The organism is Agromyces subbeticus DSM 16689 (assembly GCF_000421565.1).
In the GTDB taxonomy this organism is placed as follows: domain Bacteria; phylum Actinomycetota; class Actinomycetes; order Actinomycetales; family Microbacteriaceae; genus Agromyces; species Agromyces subbeticus.
The window spans coordinates 40,760-60,176 of record NZ_ATXG01000016.1 but is presented as its reverse complement, the minus strand read 5'-3'; the positions used below and the strand labels follow the sequence as shown (position 1 = coordinate 60,176).

Annotated in this window: 20 protein-coding genes and 1 tRNA gene; 11 read left to right on the top strand and 10 right to left on the bottom strand. The window is 69.1% G+C overall.

Going from position 1 to position 19,417, the window contains the following annotated elements; translation table 11 throughout:
• Positions 1 to 15 precede the first annotated feature (15 nt).
• Entirely contained in the window at positions 16 to 1,635 is a 1,620-nt protein-coding gene (groL, locus tag H521_RS0117550; RefSeq protein ID WP_022894325.1) for a chaperonin GroEL, read from the top strand.
• 111 nt (positions 1,636 to 1,746) lie between these two features.
• On the opposite strand, the gene H521_RS0117545 is transcribed toward groL, so the two are convergent.
• The 3 genes from H521_RS0117545 to H521_RS0117535 form a co-directional block, all read right to left on the bottom strand.
• The gene (locus tag H521_RS0117545) at positions 1,747 to 2,037 is read right to left on the bottom strand and encodes a WXG100 family type VII secretion target (protein WP_022894324.1); all 291 of its coding nucleotides are present in this window, start codon (positions 2,035 to 2,037) and stop codon (positions 1,747 to 1,749) included.
• A gap of 186 nt (positions 2,038 to 2,223) precedes the next feature.
• The gene (locus H521_RS0117540) at positions 2,224 to 4,014 is read right to left on the bottom strand and encodes a sensor histidine kinase (protein ID WP_022894323.1); all 1,791 of its coding nucleotides are present in this window, start codon (positions 4,012 to 4,014) and stop codon (positions 2,224 to 2,226) included.
• Positions 4,015 to 4,045: 31 nt separating this feature from the next.
• Positions 4,046 to 4,738 (bottom strand): response regulator transcription factor, encoded by a 693-nt coding sequence (locus tag H521_RS0117535; RefSeq protein WP_022894322.1) that lies wholly within the window; start codon positions 4,736 to 4,738, stop codon positions 4,046 to 4,048.
• Between the two features lie 120 nt (positions 4,739 to 4,858).
• Here H521_RS0117535 and folP point away from each other — a divergent pair, with 120 nt between their 5' ends.
• Entirely contained in the window at positions 4,859 to 5,731 is an 873-nt protein-coding gene (gene folP, locus H521_RS0117530; RefSeq protein WP_022894321.1) for a dihydropteroate synthase, read from the top strand.
• Positions 5,728 to 6,450 carry a pyrimidine reductase family protein gene (locus H521_RS0117525; protein WP_022894320.1) on the top strand — a complete coding sequence of 241 codons (723 nt, stop codon included), beginning with the start codon at positions 5,728 to 5,730 and terminating at the stop codon, positions 6,448 to 6,450. The genes folP and H521_RS0117525 overlap by 4 nt, the downstream gene beginning before the upstream one ends.
• A 110-nt stretch (positions 6,451 to 6,560) precedes the next feature.
• Here H521_RS0117525 and H521_RS0117520 read toward each other — a convergent pair whose 3' ends face one another.
• The 3 genes from H521_RS0117520 to H521_RS0117510 all read right to left on the bottom strand — a co-directional run bounded on the left by H521_RS0117520 (position 6,561) and on the right by H521_RS0117510 (position 10,449).
• On the bottom strand, positions 6,561 to 8,204 hold the full coding sequence (locus H521_RS0117520) for a DNA repair helicase XPB (RefSeq protein WP_022894319.1): 1,644 nt from the start codon (positions 8,202 to 8,204) through the stop codon (positions 6,561 to 6,563).
• Positions 8,205 to 8,304: 100 nt separating this feature from the next.
• Positions 8,305 to 10,167, bottom strand: a complete 1,863-nt coding sequence (locus tag H521_RS0117515; RefSeq protein WP_022894318.1) for a helicase-associated domain-containing protein — start codon at positions 10,165 to 10,167, stop codon at positions 8,305 to 8,307.
• Positions 10,168 to 10,176: 9 nt separating this feature from the next.
• Positions 10,177 to 10,449, bottom strand: coding sequence for a hypothetical protein (locus H521_RS0117510; protein WP_022894317.1), 273 nt, complete (start codon positions 10,447 to 10,449; stop codon positions 10,177 to 10,179).
• 109 nt (positions 10,450 to 10,558) lie between these two features.
• Between H521_RS0117510 and H521_RS0117505 the strand changes: the two genes are divergently transcribed.
• Positions 10,559 to 10,939: a cold-shock protein gene (locus H521_RS0117505; RefSeq protein ID WP_026482435.1), complete on the top strand. Its 381-nt coding sequence runs from the start codon at positions 10,559 to 10,561 to the stop codon at positions 10,937 to 10,939.
• Positions 10,932 to 11,612 carry a DUF3027 domain-containing protein gene (locus tag H521_RS24105; protein ID WP_022894315.1) on the top strand — a complete coding sequence of 227 codons (681 nt, stop codon included), beginning with the start codon at positions 10,932 to 10,934 and terminating at the stop codon, positions 11,610 to 11,612. Before H521_RS0117505 ends, H521_RS24105 begins: the two co-directional genes overlap by 8 nt.
• On the opposite strand, the gene H521_RS0117495 is transcribed toward H521_RS24105, so the two are convergent.
• Positions 11,585 to 11,851: a DUF2530 domain-containing protein gene (locus H521_RS0117495; RefSeq protein WP_022894314.1), complete on the bottom strand. Its 267-nt coding sequence runs from the start codon at positions 11,849 to 11,851 to the stop codon at positions 11,585 to 11,587. The genes H521_RS24105 and H521_RS0117495 overlap by 28 nt on opposite strands.
• Positions 11,852 to 11,856: 5 nt before the next feature.
• A complete protein-coding gene (gene serC / locus H521_RS0117490) occupies positions 11,857 to 12,972 on the bottom strand; it encodes a phosphoserine transaminase (RefSeq protein WP_022894313.1) in 1,116 nt (371 codons plus the stop codon).
• A gap of 70 nt (positions 12,973 to 13,042) precedes the next feature.
• Here serC and H521_RS0117485 point away from each other — a divergent pair, with 70 nt between their 5' ends.
• The 4 genes from H521_RS0117485 to H521_RS25170 all read left to right on the top strand — a co-directional run bounded on the left by H521_RS0117485 (position 13,043) and on the right by H521_RS25170 (position 16,755).
• Positions 13,043 to 13,735 (top strand): iron-dependent transcriptional repressor DtxR, encoded by a 693-nt coding sequence (locus H521_RS0117485; protein WP_022894312.1) that lies wholly within the window; start codon positions 13,043 to 13,045, stop codon positions 13,733 to 13,735.
• 394 nt (positions 13,736 to 14,129) lie between these two features.
• A complete protein-coding gene (locus H521_RS24100; RefSeq protein ID WP_156891522.1) occupies positions 14,130 to 14,810 on the top strand; it encodes a C40 family peptidase in 681 nt (226 codons plus the stop codon).
• Positions 14,811 to 15,170: 360 nt separating this feature from the next.
• On the top strand, positions 15,171 to 15,668 hold the full coding sequence (locus H521_RS0117470; protein ID WP_022894309.1) for an HNH endonuclease: 498 nt from the start codon (positions 15,171 to 15,173) through the stop codon (positions 15,666 to 15,668).
• A gap of 136 nt (positions 15,669 to 15,804) precedes the next feature.
• A complete protein-coding gene (locus tag H521_RS25170) occupies positions 15,805 to 16,755 on the top strand; it encodes a CHAP domain-containing protein (protein ID WP_022894308.1) in 951 nt (316 codons plus the stop codon).
• Between the two features lie 45 nt (positions 16,756 to 16,800).
• On the opposite strand, the gene H521_RS0117460 is transcribed toward H521_RS25170, so the two are convergent.
• A complete protein-coding gene (locus H521_RS0117460; protein WP_169514012.1) occupies positions 16,801 to 17,841 on the bottom strand; it encodes a lactonase family protein in 1,041 nt (346 codons plus the stop codon).
• A 123-nt stretch (positions 17,842 to 17,964) separates the two neighbouring features.
• Here H521_RS0117460 and H521_RS25945 point away from each other — a divergent pair, with 123 nt between their 5' ends.
• Both H521_RS25945 and H521_RS0117445 read left to right on the top strand, forming a co-directional pair.
• Complete coding sequence (locus tag H521_RS25945) at positions 17,965 to 18,561, top strand: HNH endonuclease signature motif containing protein (protein WP_022894305.1); 597 nt, start codon at positions 17,965 to 17,967, stop codon at positions 18,559 to 18,561.
• A 12-nt stretch (positions 18,562 to 18,573) separates the two neighbouring features.
• A tRNA-Arg gene (locus H521_RS0117445) sits at positions 18,574 to 18,648 on the top strand.
• A gap of 83 nt (positions 18,649 to 18,731) precedes the next feature.
• Here the strand turns inward: H521_RS0117445 and H521_RS0117440 are convergent.
• On the bottom strand, positions 18,732 to 19,361 hold the full coding sequence (locus H521_RS0117440) for a VOC family protein (protein WP_022894304.1): 630 nt from the start codon (positions 19,359 to 19,361) through the stop codon (positions 18,732 to 18,734).
• Positions 19,362 to 19,417: the final 56 nt, after the last annotated feature.

The following is a 19,417-nucleotide window of genomic DNA, read 5'->3' as shown; positions in this document are numbered from 1 at the left end:
GGACGAGAGAAACACATGGCAAAGATCATTGCTTTCAACGAGGAGGCCCGTCGCGGCCTCGAGCGTGGCCTCAACACGCTCGCCGACGCGGTGAAGGTGACCCTCGGCCCGCGCGGCCGCAACGTCGTGCTCGAGAAGAAGTGGGGCGCGCCCACGATCACGAACGACGGCGTGTCGATCGCCAAGGAGATCGAGCTCGACGACCCGTACGAGAAGATCGGTGCAGAGCTCGTCAAGGAGGTCGCCAAGAAGACCGACGACGTCGCCGGTGACGGCACCACGACCTCGGTCGTGCTCGCCCAGGCACTCGTTCGCGAGGGCCTCCGCAACGTCGCTGCCGGCGCCGACCCCATCTCGCTGAAGCGCGGCATCGAGAAGGCCGTCGCGGCCGTCGAGGTCGAGCTGCTCGCGAACGCGAAAGACGTCGAGACGAAGGAAGAGATCGCCGCCACGGCCTCGATCTCCGCCGCCGACGAGCAGATCGGTGCGCTCATCGCCGAAGCGATCGACAAGGTCGGCAAAGAGGGCGTCGTCACCGTCGAGGAGTCGAACACCTTCGGCACCGAGCTCGAGCTCACCGAGGGCATGCGCTTCGACAAGGGTTACCTGTCGGCGTACTTCGTCACCGACCCCGAGCGTCAGGAAGTGGTCTTCGAAGACCCGTACATCCTGATCGTCAACGGCAAGGTCTCGAACATCAAGGACCTGCTGCCGATCGTCGACAAGGTCATCCAGACCGGCAAGCAGCTGCTCATCATCGCGGAAGACGTCGATGGCGAAGCACTCGCGACACTGATCGTCAACAAGATCCGCGGCATCTTCAAGTCGGTCGCCGTCAAGGCTCCCGGCTTCGGCGACCGTCGCAAGGCGCAGCTGCAGGACATCGCGATCCTCACCGGGGGCCAGGTCATCTCCGAAGAGGTCGGCCTCAAGCTCGAGAACGTCACCCTCGACCTGCTCGGCCAGGCTCGCAAGGTCATCATCACCAAGGATGAGACCACGATCGTCGAAGGCGCCGGCGAAGAGGAAGCCATCGCCGGCCGCGTGTCGCAGATCCGCAAGGAGATCGACAACACCGACTCCGACTACGACCGCGAGAAGCTCCAGGAGCGTCTCGCCAAGCTCGCCGGCGGCGTCGCCGTCATCAAGGCAGGTGCCGCGACCGAGGTCGAGCTCAAGGAGCGCAAGCACCGCATCGAAGACGCAGTGCGCAACGCCAAGGCCGCCGTCGAAGAGGGCATCGTCGCCGGTGGTGGCGTCGCCCTCATCCAGGCCGGCAAGACCGCATTCGAGAAGCTCGAGCTCACGGGCGACGAGGCGACGGGCGCGAACATCGTGCGCGTGGCCATCGACGCACCGCTCAAGCAGATCGCCCTCAACGCCGGCCTCGAGCCGGGCGTCGTGGTCGACCGCGTGCGCAACCTCCCGATCGGCCACGGCCTGAACGCCGCGACCGGCGAGTACGTCGACATGCTCGCTGCCGGCATCAACGACCCGGTGAAGGTGACCCGCTCCGCGCTGCTGAACGCAGCGTCGATCGCCGGCCTCTTCCTCACCACCGAGGCCGTCGTCGCCGACAAGCCCGAGAAGAACCCGGCTCCGGTCGGCGACCCCTCGGGTGGCATGGACTTCTAGGTCCGAGCCGTACGAAGCACGGCATGATGGGCGTCTCCCCTTTGGGGAGGCGCCCATCATCGTTGTGCCTCGAGCTTCCGTCGTCGCCGGTGTCGCGCTGCAGGTGCAGGCTCAGCGCAGGAACAGGCGGGCGTTCGACTGCTCGGTGTCGGAGTACTGCACGGCCGCGACGCCGAGCGCGCGGTTGAGCCCCGAGAGGCTCTCTTCGACCTGCAGCTGCGTGGCACGCCAGTCGGCGACAGCGCCCTGGAACGCCGCCGACGCCTGACCCGACCACGAGGACTGCAGCCCGGTGAGCTGCCCCAGCAGCGAGGCGACATCGGACTGGATGCGCCCGATCGTGCCCTGCACGGTCTGGGTCGCGGCGGACACCTGCTCGGCGTCGACCTGGTAGACGGCCATCTCGGCCCCTTTCGTTCGGTGTGCTGCACATGCTACGAGCGCACGTGCATGCTACGGCCGCCCAGAGGGGGCATCGTGCGTGCATCGATCGATCGCCGCCTGTTGAGGGCGAGTGCTGCCGCCCGAACGCCGGACGATGGGCTTGAGCGGGGCGCTGACGCGCTGCGGCACGGCGGGCGAAGTGCTTCAGTCGGTGCTGACGCGCTGCGGCGCGGCGGGTGAACCCGCCAGCGGCAGGGAGACGCGGAACGTCGCTCCGCCGCCCGGCGTCTCGACCACGTCGACGGTGCCGTTGTGCGCGGCGACGATCGACGACACGATCGCGAGGCCGAGGCCCGAACCGCCCGTCTCGCGCGTACGCGAGGTGTCGGCGCGCCAGAACCGCTGGAAGATCTTCTCGCGGATCTGCGGCGGGATGCCCTCGCCGTGGTCGACGACCTCGATCATGGCCCGCTCCGTCGAGTCGTCGACCGAGATGCGGATCTCGATGGGGCTCTCGGGCGCCGTGAAGCGGATCGCATTGCCCATCAGGTTCGTGATGACCTGACGGATCTTGTTCTCTTCGACGAGCACGACCGTGCGCCGCACGGGCTTCGGCTGCACCTCGATGGCAGTGGTGCTCGCCGTCGTCGGTGCGGAACTCGCGGCCGCGGCGCGAGCGGCAGCGCGCTTCGAAGCGGATGTCCCGGAGGCGCCTTTCGACGATGCCTTCTTGCTGCTCGAAGCCGTCGCGGCATCGCCGCCGCGCGGGCGACGACCGCGCAAACGGGCGAGCGTTGCGCCTGCGAAGGAGATCGGACCGGTCAGGGTGTTCGCGTGGTCAGGGGCGGGCTCGAGCTCGACTTCGAGATCGGGAGCGGGCGCCCCCGCGGCATCCGCGGTGCTCAGGTCTTCTGGGGCGATCACGGTGACCACTCTCGCGGGATGGGCCGCCATGGTGTCGAGGGCGGCATCGCGGGCGAGTGGCACGAGATCGACCTCGGCGAGATCGAGCGGTTTCGCTTCGTCGAGGCGGGCCAGGGCGAGCAGGTCTTCGACCAGGCCGCCCATGCGGATGGCCTCCTTCTCGATGCGCTCCATCGCCTGCCCGACCTCTTCGGGCGACTGCAGCGCGCCCATGCGGTAGAGCTCGGCGTAGCCGCGCACCGACACGAGCGGAGTGCGCAACTCGTGCGACGCATCGCCGACGAACCGGCGCATCTGGTCGATCGTGCGAGCCCGGTCGCGGAAGGCGCGGTCGATGCGGTTGAGCATCGTGTTGAGCGATCGGTTGAGCCGGCCGACCTCGGTGTTCGGTGTCGCCCCGCCGAGGCGCTGGCTGAAGTCGCCGTCGGCGATGGCCGAGGCCGTGCGCTCGACCTCGCGCAACGGCATGAACGTCGTCGTGACCAGCATGCGGGTGAGCAGTGCACCGACGAGCACGACGCCGAATCCGAAACCGAGGAAGATCGTGAGGTACATCGCGAGCAGCTGCTCGGTATCCTTCGACGAGATCGCGATGATCACGGGGGAGTACGAGCCGTGCTGATCGGAGAGCATGATCGTGGCGACCCCGCGGAAGCTCGTCGCCCCGGACTTGTCGTTCAACGAGAAGATCTGGAAGTGCGAGTTGTTGAGCTCGCTCACCCGGGCCTGCGTGAGGATCTTCGGGATCACCGGGAGTTCGTCGCCGTGGCGACCGGCCCAGTTGGTGCCGTCGAGCTCGCCGGTCGCGGCATCGTAGACGGCCACGAAGACCTCTTCGGAGGGGGCGAACCGGCGCTCGTCGATCTCCTCGTCGTCGGTGAAGTACTTCTCCAGATCACTCGACGCGATCGCCTCGAGCTTCGCGGTCATCTGCGCCTCGATGTACGAGCGCAGCATCGCCGCCGTGCCGATGCCGGAGACCAGAAGACCGAGCGTCAGCATGAGCACGGTGACACCCGTGATCTTGGTGCGCAGGGAGATGCGGTTCCACCGCTCGGAGATCTGATTCATGGCGGGCCGAGTCTAGGTGGGCCTTCCTGAGTCAGGGCTTGGAGGACTTCAGCATGTAGCCGAATCCGCGCTTGGTCTGGATCAGCGGCTCTGCGGAGTGCTGGTCGAGCTTGCGGCGCAGGTACGAGATGTAGCTCTCGACGATGCCGGCGTCGCCGTTGAAGTCGTACTCCCACACGTGGTCGAGGATCTGCGCCTTCGACAGCACCCGGTTGGGGTTCAGCATGAGGTAGCGCAGCAACTTGAACTCGGTGGGCGAGAGCTCGACCGGAACGTCGCCGACGAGTACCTCGTGCGTGTCCTGGTCCATCGTGAGCTCGCCCGTGCGGATGACCGCGTCTTCTTCGGCGTGCATCGTGCGTCGCAGGATCGCCTTGATGCGCGCGACGATCTCGTCGAGGCTGAAGGGCTTCGTGACGTAGTCGTCGCCGCCCACGGTGAGACCCGTGATCTTGTCTTCGGTGTCGTCTTTCGCGGTGAGGAAGAGGATCGGCGCGGTGTACCCGGCCGACCGCAGCCGCTTGGTGACGCCGAACCCGTTCATGTCGGGCAGCATGACGTCGAGGATGATGAGGTCGGGCTCCTCTTCGAGCACCGCCGAGATGGTCTGCGCGCCGTTGCCGACCGCTCGCACGGCGAAGCCGGCGAACCGAAGGCTCGTGGTGAGGAGGTCGCGGATGTTGGGCTCGTCATCGACGATGAGAATGCGTGGTCCGTCGCTCATGAGTCGATTCTCTGCGCATCGGCTGGAACTTTCCTGAACATTCTTCGAGGGTCGCCGAACCGGGCGCTTCGCGTTCGGTGGGCGTTGGCCGCACCGACGCGACCGTGGAAGACTCGCAGCATGGCGACTCGTACCCAGGTGATCCGGCGGATCGGCCCGCGCGAATTCGACTTCGCGCGCGAGGTCGCCGTGATGGCGATCGTGAATCGCACGCCCGATTCGTTCTACGACCGAGGCCGCACCGAGGCGCTCGACGCCGCGATCGCCGCGGCATCGCTGGCGATCGAGCAGGGCGCCGACTGGATCGACGTCGGCGGCGCGAAGTTCGCGCCGGGCCCGGCTGTTCCGCCCGACGAGGAGATCGACCGGGTCGTGCCGGTCGTCGCCGCGCTCGCCGACTCCGGCGCCGTGATCTCGGTCGACACCTTCCACCCCGAGGTCGCCCGTGCGGCGATCATCGCCGGTGCGCACGTCGTGAACGACACCACCGGCCTCCACGACCCCGCGATGGCCGACGTCGTCGCCGAGACCGGAGCGACCATCGTGGTCACCCACAGTCTCGCGAAGCCCCGCACGCCGTACCCGTCGCCTCGCTACGGCGATGTCGTGGCCGAGGTGTCGGCGTTCCTCGCCGAGCGCGTCGCCCTCGCGCAGTCGCGAGGCGTGGCATCCGACCGCATCATCGTCGATCCGGGTCACGACCTCAACAAGCACACCCTGCACTCGCTCGAGTTGACCCGGCGGCTCGGTGAGATCACGAGTCTCGGGTACCCCACGCTCGTCGCCCTCTCGAACAAGGACTTCGTGGGCGAGAGCCTCGGTCGGCCGCGCGAGCAGCGCATCGAGGGCTCGATCGCCGCCGCCGTCTACTGCGTCATGCAGGGCGCCCGCATCGTGCGCGTGCACAACGTGCGCGAGACGGTCGACGCGATGCGCATGATCGAGGCCATCGAAGGGTGGCGCGAGCCCGTGTTCCTGGAGCACAACCGATGACCGACGACGCGCCGAAGCTCGACCGCGATGAGCTCTTCGCGGCCTACGCGCCGCCCGAGCCCGGGGCGCGGCGGGTGCGCATGAACTTCGTCGCGAGTCTCGACGGAGCTGCGACCGTCGAGGGACGCAGTGGCGGGCTCGGCGATGCCGACGATCGACTCGCGATGCAAGTGTTGCGCACCCTGGCCGACGTCGTGCTGGTCGGTGCGGGCACCGTGCGGGTCGAGGGATACGGCGGCCTGGCGGTCGGTGAGTCGGATGTCGCGATGCGGGTCGCCGCCGGGCGCCCGGCGCAGCCCCGGCTCGCAGTGGTCTCCTCGTCGCTCGATCTCGATCCGGAAGCAGCCGTCTTCGCCGCGGCGGTCGCGCGTCCGATCGTGGTGACCCACGCCGCGTCCCCCGCGGCCAAGCGGCGTGCGCTCGAGCGGGTCGCCGAGGTCATCGTGGTCGGCGAGCGCCAGGTCGACGTGCGCGCGATGCTCGACGTCTTCGACGAGCGCGGACTGCGACAGGTGCTCTGCGAGGGCGGGCCGCACCTCTTCGGCTCGCTGCTCGAGGCCGACCTGGTCGACGAGCTCTGCCTGTCGCTCAGCCCGTTGCTCGTGGGCGGCACGGCGGGTCGCATCGTGCGGGGCGCCCCCGAGCTGCAGCGACGCATGCACCTCATGCACGCGATGCCGGCGGGCGACCTGTTGCTATTGCGGTATCAGCGTGGTTGAGGGCAGACGTCACGTTCTCGAATCTGCCGAGCACGCGTGAAGCGACTTCGTCCCTTCACGCTCCTGCTCCGCCTTGCGTGACCTGCCGCGTCGCTTCGCGCCGCGCCGGGTCACGCCGCCTCGAGCGAGTGCGCGTCGAGGATCGTGTAGCTGTAGCCCTGCTCGGCGAGGAAGCGCTGACGGTTCTGCGCGAAGTCCTGGTCGACGGTGTCGCGGGCGACGAGCGTGTAGAAGTTCGCGCTGAGGCCCGACTCCTTCGGCCGCAGGAGCCGGCCGAGGCGCTGCGCCTCCTCTTGACGCGAGCCGAACGATCCCGAGACCTGGATCGCGACGGTCGCCTCGGGCAGGTCGACCGAGAAGTTGGCGACCTTCGATACCACGAGCACCGTCGTGCGTCCGTCGCGGAACTCCTGGAACAGCCTCTCGCGCTCGTCGACCGGGGTCGAGCCGGTCAACTGCGGGGCGCCGAGGGCCAGCGCGAGCTCGTCGATCTGGTCGAGGTACTGGCCGATCACGAGGATGCGCTCGCCGGCGTGCTTGGCCACGAGCTCCTTGACCACGCCGAGCTTCGCCGGTGCGGTCGCCGCGAGGCGGTAACGTTCGTCATCGGCGGATGCCGCGTACGTCAGCCGCTCGGACTGCGGCAGGTCGATGCGCACCTCGTAGCAGGCGGCGGGGGAGATGAAGCCCTGGGCTTCGATCTCCTTCCACGGCGCGTCGAACCGCTTGGGGCCGATGAGGCTGAAGACGTCGCCCTCGCGGCCGTCTTCCCGCACGAGGGTCGCGGTGAGGCCGAGCCGGCGGCGGGCCTGCAGCTCGGCGGTGAGCTTGAAGACCGGCGCAGGCAGCAGGTGCACCTCGTCGTAGACGACGAGGCCCCAGTCGAGCGCGTCGAGGAGCGCGAGGTGGGCGTACTCGCCCTTCCGCTTCGCTGTGAGGATCTGATAGGTCGCGATCGTGACCGGCTTGACCTCCTTGACCTGCCCCGAGTACTCGCCGATCTCGTCGGCGGTGAGCGAGGTGCGGCGCAGCAGCTCGTCGCGCCACTGGCGAGCCGACACGGTGTTGGTCACGAGGATGAGCGTGGTGGTCTTCGCGGTCGCCATCGCGCCGGCGCCGACGAGCGTCTTGCCGGCCCCGCACGGCAGCACCACGACGCCCGAGCCGCCCTCGAAGAAGTTGTCGATGGCCTTCTGCTGGTAGTCGCGCAGATGCCAGTCGGCCTGATCGAGATCGATCGGGTGCGGCGTGCCGGGCGTGTACCCGGCGAGGTCTTCGGCGGGCCAGCCGAGCTTCACGAGCTCTTGCTTCAGGGCGCCTCGAGCCCACGGCGCGACGAGGAAGCTCCGGTCGTCGATGCGCTCGGCGAGCAGCGGAGCGATGCGCTTGGCCGAGGCCACTTCGGTGAGCACCGCGACGTCGTCGCTGTGCAGGCGAAGGGCGCCGTCGTCGGTGCGGTCGACCACGAGCCGGCCGTAGCGGCCCACCGTCTCGCGCATGTCGACGGCGACCGTCTGCGGCACGGGGAACTTCGCGTACTTCTCGAGGGTCGCGAGCATGTCGGCGGCATCGTGTCCGGCGGCCCGGGCGTTCCAGAGTCCGAGCCGCGTGATGCGATAGGTGTGCACGTGCTCGGGAGCCCGTTCGAGCTCGGCGAACACGGCGAGATCATGGCGCGCGTCTTCGGCGAGCGGGTGGGCGACCTCGAGGAGGACGGTTCGGTCGCTCTGCACGATGAGTGGGCCGTCTGACATAGCGGTCGAGTCTACGCCCGGTTCATGGGAGCACGGCCGGTTGCGCCGGTTCGCCCGTCGCCGAGGCGGCAGCCGTCGCGGCCGCGGTCGCCGCGCGCGCTCAGGCTCCGGCGGGCGCCGGCGACACGGCCGCGATCGCCGACAGGGGCAGCGTGCGCTCGATGTCGGCCTTTCGGTCGCGGGCTCGCAGTCGGCCGTTGGCAACGCTCGCGGGCGCGAGGAGGTAGTCGGCGGTATCGCCGCCCGGCATGCGCACGGTCACCGTGAGCGTCTCCTTCGCCCGCGCGGCCGCCTCGAGTTGGCGTGCCAGCCACGCCTGCTCGGTGGCTCCGGCTTCGCCCTCGGCGAGCACGAGGTCGAGCAGCGCCTCGATCGGGTCGGCCTTCGGCGCGGGATCGGGCACCTGGGCCAGATGGTGACGTCGCAGTCGGATGATGTTGCCCGACGAGTCTTCGGCGGCGACGGGATAGCGGGCGTCGGAGAGCGCCCAGAACACGACCTCGGGCGTGAAGCGGGAGAGCAGCCGGTGCGGCCCGGTCTGGCGGAGCCCGATCGGCGCGAGCGACTGGTCGACGGCGAGCGTGCGCACGAGCTGCTCGTCATCGGAGCGGATCGCCGATCGCGCCGGGGCATCCGCTTCATCGGCGACGGAGACGCGGAGCGACCCGAACCTCGCAGAGGCTTCGCCGACGAGGTAGGCGAGGGGCTGCGGAATGCCCGTGAGCGAGAGTCGGCGCAGGAAGTCGAGGATCGAGTCGGCGCTCTCACCGGCCGCGAGTCCGCGGTTGACGGATGCCGCGCTGACGCGATACGTCGAGGCGAGGTCGCGACCCTCGACGTCGGCGAAGCCGCGCAGCCGCGCATCGAGCGATGGCTCGAGCGGCCCTGGCGAGACGATCGAGAGATCATGCTGCAGGTACACCCTGTCGACCTGGGCCGGGAAGTGCGCCGACAGCCGGGCGGCGGCCCGGTCGAAGTCGCCGGCGAGCACGAGGAGCGCGGTCGGGGCCGGTTCGCCGGCGACGGCGAGCCCGAGTGCCTCGGCCTCGTCGACGAGGCGTTCGATGCCGTCGTCGAGCCACCGACCGCCCGCGGGGTAGAACCAGCGCACGTCGTCGCGCAGCGTGCTCGCGGTGAGCGATTCGCTTCGGCGGGTGACCAGCTCGCGCAGCGGCTCGGGGATGCGGTCGCGCCAGCACTCCGCGAGCCGGCGCCACCGCCCCTCTGCCGACTTGAGCGACCAGCTCGCGCCGAGTTCGGACTCGAGCCAGAACGCGCCCTCGCGCACCACGAGCCCGGCTTCGTCGGCGCGATGGAAGAGCCGGGGCAGGGCGTCGAGGGCCGTGCCGCTCGCCTCGGCGAGGCGCTTCGAGTCGGGCAGCGCGAGCCCGCCCTTCGCGAGCTCGCGCGCGGGCTGTGTGCCGAGGGCTGCGAGCACCTCGGCGGTCGCCGCGACAGTCGCGTACGCCGTCTCGGCGGCACGCCGATCGAGCAGGGTGCGGTCGACCTGGTCGTTCACCACGAGCACCGGCGGAGCAGGCGATGCGAGCTCGGCCACGGCCGGCAGCTCGCCGCCGAGCCGCGGGGCCACGCGTGCGATGACGCTCGACGGCACGTGCACGCGCTCGCCGATGCGCACCACCAGCAGCAGCTCGGTGAGCGCATCGAGCAGTTCGCTCGTCGCCTCCGACAGCTCGGCGGAAGCCCCGTGGTGCACCAATGCGCTCTGCACCGCCCCCGACGTGGTGTCGCCGTCGGCCGCGAGCTCGATGGCTGCCGCGAGCACGGCGAGCCGTCGGCGGTCGAGGCGGCCGACGATGTGATCGATCGAGTCGGGTGCGAGCACGGCTTCGGCGAGATCGAAGAGGTCGCGCACGGCCGAGGGGTCGAACTCGCGCGAGTGCAGTGCTGCTGCGAGAGAGTCTCGCGACAGCCCGCGGAGTCGTGCGGCGAGTTCGAGCATCGTCTCCGGTCAGCTCGTTCCGGCCCGCGCCGCGCGGGCACGCCGCACGCCGTTGACGATGAGCAGCGCAATCAGCAGGAGGAAGGCGATCGGCAGCCCGAACCAGGGCAGCATCGTGACGACGGCCCAGAGGCCGGAGCCCATATCGTCGCGGGTCACGCCGTTGAACGTGCCGATCATCACGGCGAAGAAGCAGACGATGGACAGACCGACGACGGCGGCGAACATGTACGCGAGGACGCGTTCGGCGCGATTGTCGGTGATGGGGCCGGAATCGCTCACACGTCCAGAATAGGCCAGGCGGCCTGCTCGCGGGTGCCCCGAGGCCTAGACTGGACGGTGCACGGCGATGCGTTTCGGCGCGCCTGCAGACATGAGCGAGGTTCACACGATGCCCACCGGCAAGGTCAAGTTCTACGACGAGGAGAAGGGATTCGGCTTCATCAGCTCCGATGACGGCCAAGAGGTCTTCCTCCATGCATCCGCTCTTCCCGCCGGCGCGACCGTGCGTGCGGGCAGCCGTCTCGAGTTCGGTGTCGCAGAGGGCAAGCGCGGCGCGCAGGCCCTCTCGGTGCGCGTGCTCGATGCGCCCGTGAGTCTCACGAAGATCAACCGCAAGCCCGCCGACGACATGGCGATCATCGTCGAAGACGTCGTGAAGGTGCTCGACGGCATCGGCACCGATCTGCGGCGCGGCCGCTACCCCGAGAAGTCGAAGGCACGCACTGTCGCCGCGGTGCTGCGCAAGGTGGCTGACGATCTGGATGCCTGAGTCCACCGAGTCCGAGAACACGCCCGTCGTGGCCGACGAGGTGCTGCTGGCGTCGGTGGATCTCGCCCGGCGAGCGCTGCTCGAGGTGACCGCGCCCGAGACCGTCGGCTCGGTCGTCGGGCACCTCGTCGAGGGCGAGCACGTGCTGACGTTGCTGTTCGCCTCCGACCTCAGCGGATATCCGGGGTGGCGCTGGAGCGTCACGCTCTCCCGCGTCGACGCCGACGCCGAACCGACGGTGCTCGAGACCGAGCTCATGCCGGGCGAGACCGCGCTGCTCGCTCCCGAGTGGGTGCCGTGGTCCGACCGCCTCGCCGACTACCGCGCCGCGCAAGAGGCGATCGCCGCCGCTGCCGGTGAATCGGCCGACGACGATGCCGACTCCGATGACGACGAGCTCGGCGACGACGACGACGAGCTCGACGCCGACGATGACGATGACGAGTCCGAGGACGATGACGACTCCGACGACGATGACGACTCGGACGACGACGACGAGCTCGACGCCGACGATGACGATCACGGAGACGACGAGTTCGACGGCATCGACATCGACGCACTCGACCAATCGAGTGATCACGGCGCTGTCGACGACGCCGATGACGACGCAGACGACGATGACGACGCCGACGACGACGTCGAAGATCAGCTGCTCGGCCGCTCCGTCGACTGAGTCGCGCGCTTGCGGATCACCTGCACCGAGACGAGGCCGACCAGGCCCACGACGATGCCGGTGATCGCGGCGCCCGCGAACCACCAGAGCCCGGCCGATTGCAGCGACTCGCGGAAGACGAAGCAGGCGACGAGTGCGACCACCCAGCCGATGGTGCCCACGAGCATGGCCTTGCGGGCATCGGCGCGCGCCGGCGCCGGGTCGGGGCGTCGCTCTCCGTCGCTGAGCCAGAGCCGCACGTGGATCAGCCGATCTGCGAGAGCACGTAGTCGATCGAGGCCGTGAGCGCCCGAACGTCGTCGGGTTCGATCGCCGTGAACGTGGCCACGCGCAACTGGTTGCGGCCGAGCTTGCGGTAGGGCTCGGTGTCGACGATGCCGTTGGCCCGAAGCGCCGAGGCGAGTGCTGCGGCATCCGTCGACTCGTCGAAGTCGATCGTCACCACCACTTGCGAGCGGTGCGCCGGGTTCGCGACGAACGGTGTTGTGATCGAGGTGCGCTCGGCCCAGTCGTAGAGCACCGACGAGGACTCGCGGGTTCGGGCGTCGGCCCAGGCGAGGCCGCCCGAGGTGTTCATCCACTCGAGCTGGTTCTCGAGGAGCAGCAGCGTCGCGAGGGCAGGGGTGTTCAGCGTCTGGTCGAGCCGTGAGTTGTCGACCGCGTTCTTCAGCGAGAGGAACTCGGGAATGTAGCGGCCGCTCGCGTCGATGCGCTCGACCCGCTCGATCGCCGCGGGTGAGAGCAGCGCGAACCAGATGCCGCCGTCGGCGGCGAAATTCTTCTGCGGCGCGAAGTAGTAGGCGTCGAACTGCGTGGGGTCGACGAGGATGCCGCCCGCCGCGCTCGTGGCATCGATGACGGTCAGCGCGCCCGCGTCGCCGGTGACACGGCTGACCGGGGCCATGACGCCGGTCGAGGTCTCGTTCTGCGGCCAGGCGTAGACGTCGACGCCGTCGAGCGCTGCGGGCTCGGCTCGCGAACCGGGCTCGGCCTTGCGCACATCGGGTGCCTGGAGCCACGGAGCGGCGGCGGCGGCGGCGAACTTGGCGCCGAACTCGCCGAACGATGAGAGCTGGGCGCGCTGCTCGATGAGGCCGAACGCCGCGGCATCCCAGAACGCCGTCGAACCGCCGTTGCTGAGCACGACCTCGTAGCCGTCGGGCAGTGAGAAGAGATCGCCGAGGCCGCTGCGCACTCGGCCCACGAGCTGCTTGACGGGGGCCTGCCGATGCGAGGTGCCGAGCACGGCCGGACCACGCTCGGCCAGGTGCGCGAGCTGCTCGGGGCGGACCTTGGAGGGTCCGCAGCCGAAGCGCCCGTCGACGGGCAGCAGGTCACGGGGAATCACGATGCTCGGCATGCGACGAGTCTAGCGAGGGCGCGGCGCCCGGTAGGCTGGACGACGGGCTGTGACAACGGGAGGATCGCGCGTGACCGACTTGATCGACACCACGGAGATGTATCTCCGCACGATCCTCGACCTCGAGGAGGAGAACATCGTGCCGCTGCGGGCACGCATCTCCGAGCGGCTCGGTCACTCCGGTCCCACCGTCTCGCAGACCATCGCCCGCATGGAACGCGACGGGCTCGTGGTCGTCTCGGGCGACCGGCACCTCGAACTCACGCCAGACGGCCGCTCCAAGGCCGTGCACGTCATGCGCAAGCACCGCCTCGCCGAGCGGCTGCTCGCCGACGTGATCGGGCTCGAGTGGGAGTTCGTGCACGACGAGGCATGCCGCTGGGAGCACGTGATGAGCGAGCAGGTCGAGCGCCGCCTCATCGAGATCCTCGGCAGCCCTCGTGAGTCGCCGTACGGCAACCCGATCCCCGGACTCGAAGAGCTCGGGCTTCCGCCCAGTGACGCGTTCATGACCGGCGTGGTCAACGTCGTCGAGGCCGTCGACGCGAGCGAGACCCCGGTTCGCGGCGTCGTTCGCCGACTCGGCGAACCCGTGCAGTTCGACCCCGAACTGCTCGCGCAGATGCGCCAGGCCGGGGTCATGCCCGGTGCCATGGCGACCTTCAGTCGGGCCGGTGGGTACGTGCTCGTCGAGGTCGACGGCGCCGACGGCGGGCTCGAGCTGCCGAGCGAAGTCGCCGGTCATATCTTCATCGCGGAATGAGGGGCATCGCGGCCGCGCCGTGATCAGAATGTGACAATCGAGCACTCGTCGCGTAGTCTCGTTCGAGTCCGCCGGCACGAAGCCAGTCGGAGGACCAGGGTCGAGACGCCTCCCAAGCCCACCGCTCGATCAAGTACCCGTAAGCGCCTTCGAGCGCATCCGGTGGGGTGACATCAGTTGTCGTGGGGCGACGGAGGTACACGTTTTGGCTCGATTCTCCCGGCGCAACCTGCCCAGGAACCACACCCGCAGGGCTGCTACGAAGGCGATCATCGCCGCGAAGGCACCCGTTTCCCCCAGTGCACCGCAACCCGATGCCGCCGCTCGCGTGACATCGTCGACCTTGCCGTCGACCCGTCGCCTGCGCCGCGGCCGGCTTGCGAACGTCCTCGTGATGACGGTTGCCGCCGGCATCGTCGGCACGCTCGCCATCCCGGCGTACGCCTTCGCTCCCGGCTCGGCCGGACCGCAATACGGCCAGACGGCCGAGTCGCGGCTCACGAAGGCCGAGGCGCAGTCCGTCGAGGTCACCGATGACGTCATCGCCGCGCCTGTGACCAAAGACGGCTACGCCGCCGTCTCCGGAGCCGAGATCCAGGCCGCTGCCGAGGCTGCCGCGGCGGCCGCTGCAGCCGAGGCGGCCCGTGTCGCCGCCGAGTCGGCGATGACCTCGTATGCCGCTTCGTACTCCGGACCGTCGGTCGGCGATTTCCTCGCCAACCCGCCGTACCCGAACTTCGACCTCGCGAGCGTCTACAACGTCGCGACGCAGTACATCGGCACGCCCTACGTCTACGGCGGCGCCACCCCGGCCGGCTTCGACTGCTCGGGCTTCGTGATGTACGTCTACGCGCAGTTCGGCGTCAGCATGCCGCACTCCTCCAACGGCCAGGGCGCCATGGGCACCCGCATCTCCGAGGCCGACGCGCAGCCGGGCGATCTCGTGATCATGCCCGGTCACGACGGCTTCTACGCGGGCAACGGCATGATCCTGCACGCGCCCTACGAAGGGGCATCCGTTCGTGTTCAGCCCATCTGGACGAGCGACTACTACATCGTGCGCATCGGCATCTGATCGGTGAACATCGCATGACTCCACACGTGAATGGCGCGCCGGAAGTTCCCGGCGCGCCATTCGTGTTCTAACCTGAGATCCTGACGATCCGAGAAACCGGGCAGGGGAAGCCGATGGTCACGTCGCGCAGCATCCATTCCACGGATGCCCGCGCGCTCTTCGACCAACGGCGCAGTAGTCAATCGAGCACGAACCGGGCGCACGCCCCGACGGGCACTGTCATCACGACGGTGCCCGTTCTCTGTTTTCCGGGCAGCTCGAGCCGCCGACTGCCGGCGCTGCCCACCCGGAATCGACCCCTCGGAACGCCGATCCGTTCACGCGGCTGGAAGCCATCCAGCACCGATCGAAAGGCACACCATGCGCACACTCGTGCTCAACGCGGGCTATGAGCCGCTCGCCATCGTCTCGTTCAAGCGGGCACTGCTGCTCGTCATGAATCACAAGGCCACCGTCATCCAGCACGAGGAGGGCAATCCGGTGTGCGCGGCGAGCGGATCGTGGCAACGACCGAGCGTGATCCTGCTGACGCGCTACGTTCGGGCGCCACGCCTGAGTCAGGCACCGGTGAGCCGACGCGGGGTGCTTCGACGCGACGAACACCAGTGCGCGTACTGCGGCCGCGCGGCGGCCACGATCGACCACGTGCTCCCGCGCTCTCGCGGCGGTCGCGATACGTGGGAGAACCTCGTCGCCTGCTGCCTGCGCTGCAACAACACGAAGAGCGATCGCACGCCGGCCGAGATGGGATGGCAGCTCCGCTTCACGCCCGCGCGGCCGAACGGACGCAGCTGGGTGGCGCGCGGCTTCGAGCGGCCGCTGCCGCAGTGGAACGAGTACCTCGCGACCGCGGCGTGACCGATTCGTGACAAACCCACGACACGTGCCCTATGGTGGTACGAGTCCGGCCGTCCCCTGAGGCCGCCGACACCCGAGAAGCCACTCCGTTCCGGGCTGCACCGCGGCCTTCGAACGGTGCCCGGAGGTTCTGCTGTTGAACGGTGACGACACGAACGACGCACACGAGCGCCCGCGCTCCTCGCGTCGGGAGGCCGACCGAGGTCGAGCGCGACGAAGCGCGGCAACCGAGCAGGGCCGCTCGAAGCGAGCCAAGGGCAAGGGCCGTGACACGGCATCCATCGCCGTCGACTCGAACGCCCCTGCCGGCACGCCCGACCTCGCGACCACCGTCTCCCGCTCGCCGCGACCGACGCGTCGCAACGGCCCCATGCGCGTCTTCGCGACGGTGCTCGTGGTGCCGGCCATCGTCGGCACGGTCGCCCTGCCGGCGTACGCGTTCATGCCGGGCGGCGAGACGTTCGCGTCATCCGGTACCTTCAGCCTGACGAAGGCCGAGGCGCAGGACATCGAGGTCTCATCGCTCGCGAGCGGCGCGCCGCTCTCGGCCGAGGGCTACTCCGTCACCTCGAAGGCCGAGATCGAAGCGGCCCGCCTCGACCAGGAGGCCAAAGACAAGGCGGCGTGGGCGGCGAACCTCGCCTCGCGAGGCACCGGCGCGTACGCCGTGCACACGGTCAAGGCCGAGGGCGACGACTACCCCTGGTGGGATCAGACCCCTGACGACTTCGGCGGCGGGCTCTCACCGCTGCGGTACTACTACCGCGAGTGCGTCGACTTCGTGGCATGGCGAATGAACCGCGACGCCGGCGTCACGAGCGCCCCATGGAAGTGGGACTGGGGCAACCTCGCGTCGGGCAGCGCTCACGCCTGGGCCGGTGAGTGGGAGAGCCGCGGCTGGCCAACCTCGAGCGAGCCCGTCGTGGGCGCGGTCGCGTGGTTCCCGTACAACCACGTTGCGTACGTGCAGTCGATCAACGGCGACGGTTCGGTCAACATCGAGGAGTACAACCAAAACTCCGACCACTCGTACCACCGGCGCACGATTCCGGCGGGCTCGGCGCTCTACCTCTACCCGCCCGTCTGAGCCACCTGCTGGTCGAGCAGGCCCGCTAGGGCCGCATCGAGAGATCTACACGCGCGCCAGGCACGCCGGAGCCGGTGTCTCGACGACGTCGACGACCTCGAGCGGCACGCCATCGGCATCGAGCGCGATGACCGCGATCGAGTCCGACGCCTGGTCGGCCACGAGCGCGAATCGCTCGTCGCGGGTCACGTTCAGGTCGCGCGGATGCCGCCCGCCCGTCTTCACCGTCGCGACGAGTTCGAGCGTGCGAGCGGCGGCGTCGAAGCGCAGGCCCCGGAGAGCATCGGCATCACGGTCGCCGATGAGCACGATGCCGCCCCTCGTGAGCTGGATCGCCGAGCAGCCGAGTCCGCGCGGCTCGACATCGTCGCCGATCGAGAACCATGCCACCTCGCGACCCTCGACGAGATCGATGATGCTCGCCGTGCGGTCGAGTTCGTTGGCCGTGATCGCGAGGTCGCCCGCGACGACGAGGTGGCGTGGCCCGGCGCCGGCGTGCATCGTGATGTCGCTCGCCTCGGCGTGGGCGAGTGATGCCGGCAGCGCGTCGAGCGCGAGCACGCGCACCCGGTCGGTGCCGAGGTCGGGCACGAGCAGCCGGTTCCTCGCGGAATCGACCACGGCCTGGTGGGGGTGGGAGGCCTGCTGACGCGTGGAGTGCGGACCGGTGCCGGTGAAGTCGGCGGCGAGCACGACGTCGGCCGCGACATCCGGCGCCGACTGGTGCATCGAGAGCCGCGCGCCCGAGTAGTTCGCCGCGAAGATGAGGTCGCCCGACTCGTCGAACGCCAAATGGCAGGGGCCCGAGACGCCGGTGACGCCGGGCCGGCCGAACGGCGCGAGTTCATCGCCCTCGATCGTCCACGTCGAGACGAGTCCCTCGTCGAGCTCGTGCACGATGCCGAGCACGCCGGTGGCGGGAGAAATCGCGAGGAACATGGGGTTCGGCCCGACATCGACGGGTTCGCCGAGCGTGGCATGGCCGTCGGCCGCGACATCCAATGGCCGGATGCCCCGTGCCGCCGATCCCAGTGCACCGGTCGTCGATGCGCCGACCCAGAACCTGGTGCTCGTCGACTCGCTCATGCCTGCCCCGTTCTGCGGCCGCGCCGCCATTCACCTGGCGCACGCGCGCCGCAGAACACGCTACCGCGCCGAGCAGCTGCCGTTGCGGCGCCGTGCGTCGGAGGTCATCGGTACGGTGCAGATGTGGAACGGGAGCAGCTGACGGAACTCTGCGAGGAGGGCCTCACTCAACGGGCAATCGCGGAGCGGCTCGCGGTGTCGCACACGACCATCAGGTACTGGTTGAAGCAGCACGGGCTGCGTACGAGCGGTCGAGCGCCGGCGAAGCCCTGGGACCCTGACGCCTTCACCAAGGCGTGCGCCGAGTCGCGCACGGTCGCAGAGGTACTCGATCGCATCGGCGTATCGAAGTACAGCGGCAACTATCGGCGTGCCGCTGTCATGGCCGGTCGACTCGGAGTGGCCCTCCCGGTGGCGCGGCGAGGTGAGTGGCACGCTCGCGTCGCCACGCCGAGGCTTGATGAAGACGAGGTGCGAGCCCGATTCCGGCGCGGCGACGTCCCGCAAGACAGTGCGTCTCTGAAGCGGTGGATGACTCGTCGGCTCGGCATCGCGTACGTCTGCGTCTTGTGCAGGCTCGGTCCGGAGTGGAACGGAAAGCCGCTCACCCTAGAGCTCGATCACGTCGACGGCGACCGTCTCAACAACGAACTCTCGAACCTTCGGCTGCTCTGCCCCAACTGCCATGCGCAGACCGAGACGAGCAATCGAAGGAAGTAGACTCTTACGGCCGCCCCCGTAACTCAGGGGATAGAGTGCCGACCTCCTAAGTCGGAAGCGCAGGTTCGAATCCTGCCGGGGGCACCAGAACATGGGAGGTCCGCCGCGGCAGCATGACGATGGCGGGTGCAGGCCTACGCCAGTGCACCCGCCATCCGGCAGCCCGCCCCTCACACCGAGGCGGCCTCCCATGCGAAGCCGTCGGGGTCGGTGAACGGCCCGCCGGTCGCGGCGATCGCGATGCGGTGCGATCCGCTGCCCTCGGCATCGACGCCGGCGTCCTTGGCGAGGGCGCGTCGCTTGTAGAGGCCGAGCTTGACGGCGCTCGCCGGTGACGCGAACTCCACGTAGCTGCCGAAGCTCTTGCCCACGGTGAAGCCGTGGTCGACGTAGAACCGCTTGCTGGCTCCGACATCTTCGGCGCCGAGCAGCAGCGCGATCTGCTCGATCTGCCGGGTCGCAGGGCCGGTGTTCTTCTTCGCCGAAGTCGCGACCTTCCAGATCGTGCCGTCGGGTGCCTGGAGGCTGCCGCCGTAGCCCCACATGGACTTCTCGACGGGCTTCAGCGCGGTGGCGCCGGCGGCGATCGCTGCGTCGAACAGGGCGGTCACGGTCGACGGCTGGGCGACGATGAGCGAGATGGTGAAGCCGCGGAATCCCGAGCTCGGGACATCCGCCGCCTGACGAACGCGAATGCGGTCGTCGAGCCCGAATGCGGCGATGATGCGCTCGGCCGCGGTGACGTCTGCGGCTTCGAGGGTGACGGATTCGATCGTGGTCTGAGCGGTGAGTGTGTTCATGCAGCTGACGCTATTCGCGGCCGACCCGCCGGTGCTTCTTCGAAACTGCTCGATGC